The 8342-nt window shown below is 70.1% G+C and carries 6 protein-coding genes and 1 rRNA gene; 4 read left to right on the top strand and 3 right to left on the bottom strand.

The window, feature by feature from the left end; genetic code table 11:
- Positions 1–1027, bottom strand: a 1027-nt coding sequence (locus AOK03_RS28380) for a sigma-70 family RNA polymerase sigma factor (RefSeq protein WP_157869102.1), incomplete at its 3' end; no start/stop codon positions are given.
- Positions 1028–1247: 220 nt separating this feature from the next.
- On the bottom strand, positions 1248–2018 hold the full coding sequence (locus tag AOK03_RS28375) for a TetR/AcrR family transcriptional regulator (protein WP_055568206.1): 771 nt from the start codon (positions 2016–2018) through the stop codon (positions 1248–1250).
- A 372-nt stretch (positions 2019–2390) separates the two neighbouring features.
- Between AOK03_RS28375 and AOK03_RS28370 the strand changes: the two genes are divergently transcribed.
- Both AOK03_RS28370 and AOK03_RS28365 read left to right on the top strand, forming a co-directional pair.
- Positions 2391–3785, top strand: coding sequence for an NAD(P)/FAD-dependent oxidoreductase (locus AOK03_RS28370; RefSeq protein WP_055568205.1), 1395 nt, complete (start codon positions 2391–2393; stop codon positions 3783–3785).
- A gap of 165 nt (positions 3786–3950) precedes the next feature.
- Positions 3951–5648 carry an ATP-binding SpoIIE family protein phosphatase gene (locus AOK03_RS28365; protein WP_055568204.1) on the top strand — a complete coding sequence of 566 codons (1698 nt, stop codon included), beginning with the start codon at positions 3951–3953 and terminating at the stop codon, positions 5646–5648.
- 12 nt (positions 5649–5660) lie between these two features.
- Here AOK03_RS28365 and AOK03_RS28360 read toward each other — a convergent pair whose 3' ends face one another.
- Positions 5661–6947: an MFS transporter gene (locus AOK03_RS28360; RefSeq protein WP_208609612.1), complete on the bottom strand. Its 1287-nt coding sequence runs from the start codon at positions 6945–6947 to the stop codon at positions 5661–5663.
- A 127-nt stretch (positions 6948–7074) separates the two neighbouring features.
- Between AOK03_RS28360 and AOK03_RS28355 the strand changes: the two genes are divergently transcribed.
- Both AOK03_RS28355 and AOK03_RS28350 read left to right on the top strand, forming a co-directional pair.
- Entirely contained in the window at positions 7075–7623 is a 549-nt protein-coding gene (locus AOK03_RS28355; protein ID WP_055568202.1) for a MarR family winged helix-turn-helix transcriptional regulator, read from the top strand.
- A 653-nt stretch (positions 7624–8276) separates the two neighbouring features.
- Positions 8277–8342: ribosomal RNA gene (locus AOK03_RS28350) — 16S ribosomal RNA — on the top strand; the annotation flags it as partial.

Raw genomic sequence — 8342 nt, 5'->3', positions numbered from 1 at the left:
CCGCACCCGCAGCCCCCGCGGCGCCCGCTCCGACGGTGCCGCCGCCGACGAGCGCGGCCACCTTCGCGTACCCGGCGGCACCGAACCAGCCGATGACGGCGATCGGCACGACCGCGGGGATTCCGCTGGCGACGTCCTTGATCTGCCCGGCGGCGAGCCGGCACTTCGCGCACTCCTCCAGGTGCTTGCGCAGGCCGCGCTCGGCGCGGGTGCGCAGACCACCGCGGGCGTACGCACCGAGTCGGTCTGCGTAGCGCGCGCACTCCTCGCTCTCGGTGAGCGTGGCGCTTACATGCGCCTGCAGATAGGCCTGTTTGAGGCCCTCGCGGGCGCGGCTCGCGAGCACACGCGTGCCGTTCGCGTCGAGGCCGAAGAGCGTGGCGACGTCACTGGGGGACTCGTCCTCGACCTCCGTGTGCCACAGCACGGCCTGCCAGCGCTCCGGCAGGCTCCGGAAGGCCTGCATGGCCATCGACTGCTCGGCCTCGTGCATCGCGCGGACGTCCGCGCCCAGGTCCAGGGTGTCGTCGTCGGAGACCTCGGCGCCACGGGCGGCCTGCGCGGCGAACACCGCGAAGTCGTCGACCAACTGCTCCCGCTTCGCCGACTTCGTCCACCCGGCGGCGACCCGCCGCACGGTGGTGAGCAGATAGGCGCGCACGGCGTGCTCGGGCCCGCTGCCGCCGCGCACCGCCTGCAGCATGCGGGCGAACACCTCGGCGGTGAGGTCGTCGGCGGTGTGGGCGTCACGGCAGCAGGTGCGGGCATAGCGACGCACGGCCTCGGCATGACGGCGGTAGAGCTCTTCGTACGCGGAGTCGTCGCCGGACCGCATCCGGGCGATCAGGTCGGCGTCGGACACCGGGGTTTCGCCGCCGACCGGCAGCGCCGAGCCCGCGCCGCCCGCGCGCTGCGAAGGCACGCCCTCGCGCTGCGGGGGCACACTCGGGCCGGCCGCGCTGACGGGACCTCCCGCACCGCTGCCGGGACTGCCCTGGGACGACTCGTCCCGACCGTCAACACTCATCGCGGAACGCCCCCGGTTGCACACTCAGACCCGACCACCGGGAAAGACTGCCACACGGTCGTGCTGCGGCCGACAGAGAAGACGTTCAACCACCCGTCCGGGGCGACTTCCCGGAATCGAGCACTACCGTTCACCCATTCGGGGAAGGCTCAACGTCCGGCGTTCATCATGGAGTTGAACCTTCCGCCGCATGAGAGGCGAGCGAAGACGATCCGGCCGGTCACGCGGGCCGGGACCGCAGCCCTTCGAGCAGGATGTCGAGGAGCCGCGAAGAGGCCGCCGCCTGCTGTGCCGCGTCCGGCAGCGAGGGCGCCGCCGTGGCGATCACCAGCAGTACGTCGGACACCGTCACGTCCGCGCGCAGTTCGCCCGCGGCACGGGCACGCTCCACGAGACGGCCGACGACGTCGAGCAGCGTCGCCGCCCCCGCGTCGTCCCCCAGGGAGGGCGACTCCTCCACGGGTGCCTGGCGCTGTTCGACGAGACGCAGCTCGGGAGAGTCCGGAGCCGACTGCCGCTGCTGCGGCACCCGCGCCTCGTCCTCCTTGGTGACGCCGTCCTCGACGCTCACCCGCAGCACCTGGGGCGGCAGCAGCCGCCCCGCACCCGACGCCACGGAGGTCCGCAGGAAGCGCGAGAGCGCGGACCACGGCTCGTCCTCCTGCCCGAGCGCCGCACGCGCCTGGTCGGTCAGCCGGGAGGTCTCCTCCTCGGCTATCCGCCTGACCAGCACGTCCTTGCTCGGGAAGCGGCGGTAGACCGTGCCGACCCCGACCCGCGCGCGGCGCGCCACGTCTTCCATCGGCGCGCCGTAACCCAGCTCGCCGAAGACTTCGCGTGCCGCCCTGAGCACATGTTCGAGATTGCGCTGTGCGTCGACACGCAGTGGTGTCGTGCGCGCTCCTTCCCCCATGTCGCGTCCGTTCCCGCTCGGGCCGACGGCTGATGCCGACACGGCAGCGGAAGTCCAGTGAGTCTCCTGAATGTGCATACACGTTCCCCCGGTAATGACGTCTCCCCCCGGAGACACTCCCCGCCATTGACTACCGACGTGTGAGGAGTGAGCCCTTCCACGGGCCGGAAATCCGGCCCGACGAGCGCATCCCCCGACACCCCGACGTCACACGAACATAGTTGAGCGGGGGTCAATTCAGAAGAGGCGGGTTCCGCACAGCGCGCCCCCCGATCGGAGTACGCGCCCTTTCAGGCCTTATTGCACCCCATCTGCGCACCCCCCTCGTCCCCGCTGACCTGCGCACCTTGCCCGCCCGGCGGCCGACCCGCGAGCCCCTCGCGCACACCGCTCCCGGTCACACAAATTGTCGGGCCTGTGGACAAACGCCGAAGCCGGGTGCGTCATGGGATGGTGAAGGCTGCGATCTCCCGGGGGACGACCCCCGTGCCCCCGGACTGTGTACGCATTCTCGTCGTCGGCGGTGGCTACGTCGGCATGTACACCGCGCTGAGACTCCAGCGAAAGCTGAAGCGCGAGCTCAAGCGGGGTGAGGCCGAGATCGTCGTGGTCGCCCCCGATCCGTACATGACGTACCAGCCGTTCCTGCCCGAGGCGGCCGCCGGCTCCATCTCGCCGCGCCACGTCGTCGTGCCGCTGCGCCGCACCCTCGACAAGTGCCGCATCGTCATCGGCGAGGTCGAGTCGGTCGACCACGCCAAGCGCACCGCGACCTTCACCACCCTCGCCACCGAGGAGGAGGGCACCGGGTCCGTCCAGATCGCGTACGACGAAATCGTCATGGCACCCGGCTCCATCGCCCGCACGCTGCCCGTGCCGGGACTCGCCGACTACGCCATCGGCTTCAAGACGGTCGAAGAGGCCATCGGACTGCGCAACCACGTCATCGAACAGATGGACATCGCCTCCTCCACACGCGACCCCGCGATCCGTGACGCCGCCCTGACCTTCGTCTTCGTAGGGGGCGGTTACGCGGGCGTCGAGGCGCTCGGCGAGCTGGAGGACATGGCGCGCTACGCGTCCCGGTACTACCACAACATCAAGGCCGAGGACATGAAGTGGATCCTCGTCGAGGCCACGGGCCGGATCCTGCCCGAGGTCGGCGAGGAGATGGGCAAGTACACGGTGCGCGAACTGCGAAGGCGCAATATCGACGTACGCCTGGAGACACGTCTTGACTCGTGCGAGGACCGGGTGGCCGTCCTCAGCGACGGCTCCCGCCACCCCACTCGCACCGTCGTGTGGACCGCGGGCGTCAAGGCGCACCCCGTGCTCGCCGCCAGCGACCTGCCGTTGACCGGACGCGGCCGCCTCAAGTGCACCGCACAGCTGACCGTCGACGGCACCACGCACGCGTGGGGCGCGGGCGACGCGGCCGCCGTCCCCGACGTCACCGCGGCCGAGCCGGGCACGGGGTGCGCACCCAACGCCCAGCACGCCGTGCGCCAGGCCAAGGTCCTCGGCGACAACATCGTCGCGTCCCTGCGCGAGCGCCCCCTCCAGGAGTACACGCACAAATACGTCGGCTCGGTGGCCTCCCTGGGACTGCACAAAGGTGTCGCGCACGTCTACGGACGCAAGCTGAAGGGCTACCCTGCCTGGTTCATGCACCGCGTCTACCACCTGAGCAGAGTGCCGACCATCAACCGCAAGTCCCGAGTCCTCGCCGAATGGACCCTGTCCGGCCTGTTCAAACGCGAGATCGTCTCCCTCGGGTCGCTCGAACACCCCCGCGCGGAGTTCGAACTCGCGGCCGGTGGCGGGCGCCCGAAGGAGTCCTCCTGACCGGAGTCAGGAACTCCCCGCACAGGACCGGCGTCTGACGGATGTCAGTCCGTTCGGTCAGACTGTTCGTGTGACCATGGGCAGGCCGCCAGGCCGACACCAGGGACGTCCGCTCTCGACATGCTGTGTTCCCGATCCAGAAGCGACACCACGAGGCCTACCGCAGTGAACTTCACGCGCTGGAGCGCCCGGCTCCCCGGAACGCAGCGCCGCGCAGCAGCGCGGACCGAACAGGCGGTCGCCACGGCACCGCGCGGGGACGGCTCCGTCCCCGCGGCCCGCGCCGAGCGGCCCACCGGGGCCGGTGAGGCCGCTCCCCCGGACGGCACCGTCGGCCTCGCCGGCGCCGACGGCATCGACGAGCTGCCGGTCCGCGAGGTGCTCGACCGCATCCCGGCCCTCGTCGCCCTCGTGCACGGCACCGACCACCGCATCGCGTACGTCAACGATGCCTACGTAGCCGCCTTCGGCCCCAGGCCCGTCGGCGAGCCCGCGCGCGTGGCGCTGCCCGAACTGGCCGAGCTGGGCCTCCTGTCGCTCCTCGACCAGGTCCTGCGCAGCTCGAAGCCGCGCACCGTCAAGTCCCGCAAGGCCCCCTCCGGCCGCTCGTACACCTTCACGTGCACACCCGTGACGCTGCCGCTCGGCGGCTCCGCCGCGGGACCCGAAGAGGGCGGCGGCGTCCTGGTGTTCGCCGCCGACGTCACCGACCACGCCGAGGCCGCCGAGCGCCTGCGCACCAGCGAGCGCGCCCAGCGCGAGACGGCCGTCACCCTCCAGAAGTCCCTGCTGCCCCAGGAGCTGGAGCAGCCCGACGACCTGCGCATCGCCGCCACGTACCAGCCGGGCGGCACCGAGGCCGCGGTCGGCGGCGACTGGTACGACGTGATCACCCTCGGCGGCGGCCGCACCGCCCTCGTCATCGGCGACGTGATGGGCCGCGGCGTCCGAGCGGCGGCCGTCATGGGCCAGCTCCGCACGGCCGTGCGCGCCTATGCCCGACTGGACCTGCCCCCGCACGAGGTCCTGCAGCTCCTGGACGGCCTCGCCGCCGAGATCGACGCCAGCCAGATCGCCACGTGTGTCTACGCAGTGCACGACCCGAACGAAGGAAGCCTCGTCTACGCCTCGGCGGGACACCTGCCCATCCTCGTGCGCGACGAGCACGGCACCATCCACCGCGCGGAGGAGCCCACCGGCCCCCCGCTCGGCACCGGAGGGTGGCTGCACACCTCGGGCTCCGTCCCGCTCGGCCCCGGCTCCACCGCCGTCCTCTACACGGACGGCCTCGTCGAGCGGCGCAGCGAGGACATCGACGAAGGCGTGGCCGCGCTGGAACGCGCCCTGGCCGGCGCCACCGGCACGCCCCAGGTGGTGTGCGACCGACTGATCCGCGCCCTGGGAGTGACGGCCGACCACGACGACGACGTGGCGGTACTGGTCCTGCAGCACCCGGCCCGCGCCGGGGCGGACGCCGAACTGTTCAGGAACGCGGCCCTGGAGCTCCTCGGCGGTGTGGAAGCCGCGCCACGCGCGCGTGCCTTCGCCACCGGCGTCCTCGCCAGCTGGCGCTTCTCCCCGGAACTGCACGACCTGGGAGTCCTCGCGGCCAGCGAACTGGTCGCCAACTCCCTCCAGCACGGCACCCCGCCGATGCGGCTGCGGCTGCGCCGCACCGACCGCCGACTGATCATCGAGGTCACCGACGGCGACGACCACCTGCCGCGCCGCCGCCGCGCCGAACCGGCCGACGAGGCGGGACGCGGCATCGCCATCGTCGCCACGATCGCGTCGAACTGGGGCTCGCGCCGCACACCGGGCGGCGGCAAAGCCGTCTGGTGCGAGTTCGCCCTCCCCAAATAGGGGCCGCGAGACTCAGGCGTGCGCGGTCTCGGGCTCCGCGGGGGCCGGGCCGCCCTGTGCCACCACCGGGCTCTTGGCCAGCGAGGGCTGGTTCTGCAGCGGAGTGAGCCGCCGCCCCAGACGCACCGCGAGCACCGTGATGCCCAGCGAGAACAGCACGAACGTCACGATGTACGGCACGTGCAGTGCGGCACCCATCGGCCCGCCCACGGCCGGACCGACCGCGAGGGCCAGCTGCTTCACCAGGGCGAAGGCCGAGTTGTACTGACCGACCATGCCGCCCGGCGCCAGGTCGGCGACCAGCGGCGCGACGGTCGGCGACAGCATCGCCTCGCCGAGCCCGAAGAGGGCGTACGTCGAGATGAACGCGGCGGTGGCCATGGCCTGGCTCCCGTGCCCGACACCGGCGTACCCGGCGAGCAGCCACGCGAAGGCCCAGATCAGACCGACGGCCGCGATCACGCGGGACCGCTTGCGCCGCTCGACGAACTTCAGGACGGCGAACTGCGCGATCACGATCATGGCCGTGTTGGCGGCCAGCGCGATGCCGAGCGTCGACGCGGAGATGCCCGCGGCCTCCACGCCGTACGCGGAGAGACCCGACTCGAACTGCCCGTAGCAGGCGAAGAAGATCACGAAGCCGAGCACGCACAGCTGCACCATCGCCTTGTGCTTCAGCAGTGCACGCATGCCGCTCTGCGGGGCGGAGGCGTCCTTCGGCATCGCGTCCTGGATGGACGGCGCGTGCGGCAGCCGCACGGTCAGCGCGATGCCCGCCAGCACCAGGAACATCACGGACTCGATGGAGAACAGCAGCGTGAAGCTGCTCGGACGGCTCTCGTCGACGATCTGCCCGCCGATGAGACCACCGATGCCGAGGCCCAGGTTCTGCAGGAAGAACTGCATCGCGAAGGACCGCGTCCGGGTGGCCGGCGTCGAGGACCAGACGATCATCGTGGCGAGCGCGGGCTGCATGACCGCCGTGCCCGCGCCGAGCAGCGCCGCGGCGAGGATCGCCGTCGGCTCGCTGTTCGCGAAGCCGAGCGCGACCGCGCCCACGGAGGCGACACCCGCCGCACCCACGAGCACGGGCAGAGGGCCGCGGCGATCGATGACGCGGCCGGTGATGGGCAGGACGATCAGAGCGGCCATGGCGAAGGCGGCGAGCACGATGCCCGCCGCACTGGCCCCCAGCTCCCGCACCTGCGCCACATAGACGTAGAGGAACGGAACCGTGAACCCGATGCCGAACGCGCTCAGCGCGCTGCCTGCCTGAATACGACGCATCGCTGCGCCCATCGCCCTGGTCACTTTCACCTGCCTTGAGTGAGTAGTTAGAAGTGAAGACTTCGAAGCTAAAGTTCGATCCTAAACTGTACACACTGAAGGACTTCAATGCCAAGCGGGGCCGTGCCATACTCGGCCCATGGGTGACACCCCCGGCCCAAGTGAGCCGACACTTGAAGAGCAGATCGCCGCGTATCAGCGGGAGTTCCAGGACCTCGACCCCCAGGTCGAGGAGATCGTCTCGGCCCTCGGCCGCCTGAACCGCCGCATGAACGTCGCCTACGGCCGCCAGACGGCGACCCTCGGCATCAGCAACGCCGAGTGGGAGGTCCTCAAGGCCCTCGTCCTCTCCGGAGCCCCGTACCAAATGGGCCCGGGTGACCTGGCCAAGCGCCTCGGTCTCACGCCCGCCGCGATGACCCACCGGATCGACCGCATGGTGGCGGAGGGCCTGGTGACGCGCGACCGCGACGAGAACAACCGCGTCCGCGTCATCGTGGAGCTGACCGCCGAGGGCCGCGAGAAGTGGCTGGAGGCGATGCGCCTGGCCACGGTCTTCGAGGAGGACCTCCTCCAGGACCTGTCCCAGGAGGAGCGCGGCGCGCTGGGCGAGGTGCTGACCCGTCTGCTGCGTCGCGTGGAGCACGCCCAGCCGGACGCCGGCGGACGCCTCACCGACCTGGACTGAAACGCCCTCGGACGGGGCACAGGGGGAGGTTGACAGTCATCGGCCCGACCCGTAAGGTTCTTCGGGTTGCCACGGGGCCGTAACGGTTCTGCGACAGCACCTCCCGCCGCGGAAAGCGGCAAACCAAACTCTGCACAACCTCCCAACGGAACCGATTCGGCATGCCCGAATTCAATTCCAGGGCTCGATTATGAGTCGCCGGGAAAACCCGCTAGAGTTTGAGACGTCGGAACGGCCCAACAGCCGCAAAGACAAACCCCGCTGACCGGGGGTCAGGCCCGAAAGGATCTGATAGAGTCGGAACCGCCGGAAAGGGAAATGCGAAAGCCGAAAGGCCGGAGCGGGAACCGGAAAGGCACCGAGGAAATCGGACACGAAAGAGTCTGATAGAGTCGGAAACGCAAGAACAAAAGAAACACCGAAGGGAAGCGCCCGGAGGAAAGCCCGAGAGGGTGAGTACAAAGGAAGCGTCCGTTCCTTGAGAACTCAACAGCGTGCCAAAAGTCAACGCCAGATATGTTGATAACCCCGTCTCCAGCATCAGCTGGGACGCGGTTCCTTTGAAAAAACACAGCGAGGACGCTGTGAACCGGGGAGATTATTCCTCTTCCTGGTTCCGCTCTCGTGGTGTTGCACCGGATTACCGGTACACATTCACGGAGAGTTTGATCCTGGCTCAGGACGAACGCTGGCGGCGTGCTTAACACATGCAAGTCGAA

This window comes from Streptomyces atriruber (assembly GCF_001418325.1).
Taxonomy (GTDB): Bacteria; Actinomycetota; Actinomycetes; order Streptomycetales; family Streptomycetaceae; genus Streptomyces; species Streptomyces atriruber.
Note: the sequence above shows the minus strand (reverse complement) of the source record. Positions and strands in the feature narration are given on the sequence as shown.

Excerpts from the sequence above, each read along its gene's own strand:
- AOK03_RS28370 (WP_055568205.1), top strand. The coding sequence starts at position 2,391 with ATGGTGAAGGCTGCGATCTCCCGGGGGACGACCCCCGTGCCCCCGGAC.
- AOK03_RS28355 (WP_055568202.1), top strand. The coding sequence starts at position 7,075 with ATGGGTGACACCCCCGGCCCAAGTGAGCCGACACTTGAAGAGCAGATC.
- AOK03_RS28375 (WP_055568206.1), bottom strand. The coding sequence starts at position 2,018 with ATGCACATTCAGGAGACTCACTGGACTTCCGCTGCCGTGTCGGCATCA.
- AOK03_RS28360 (WP_208609612.1), bottom strand. The coding sequence starts at position 6,947 with ATGGGCGCAGCGATGCGTCGTATTCAGGCAGGCAGCGCGCTGAGCGCG.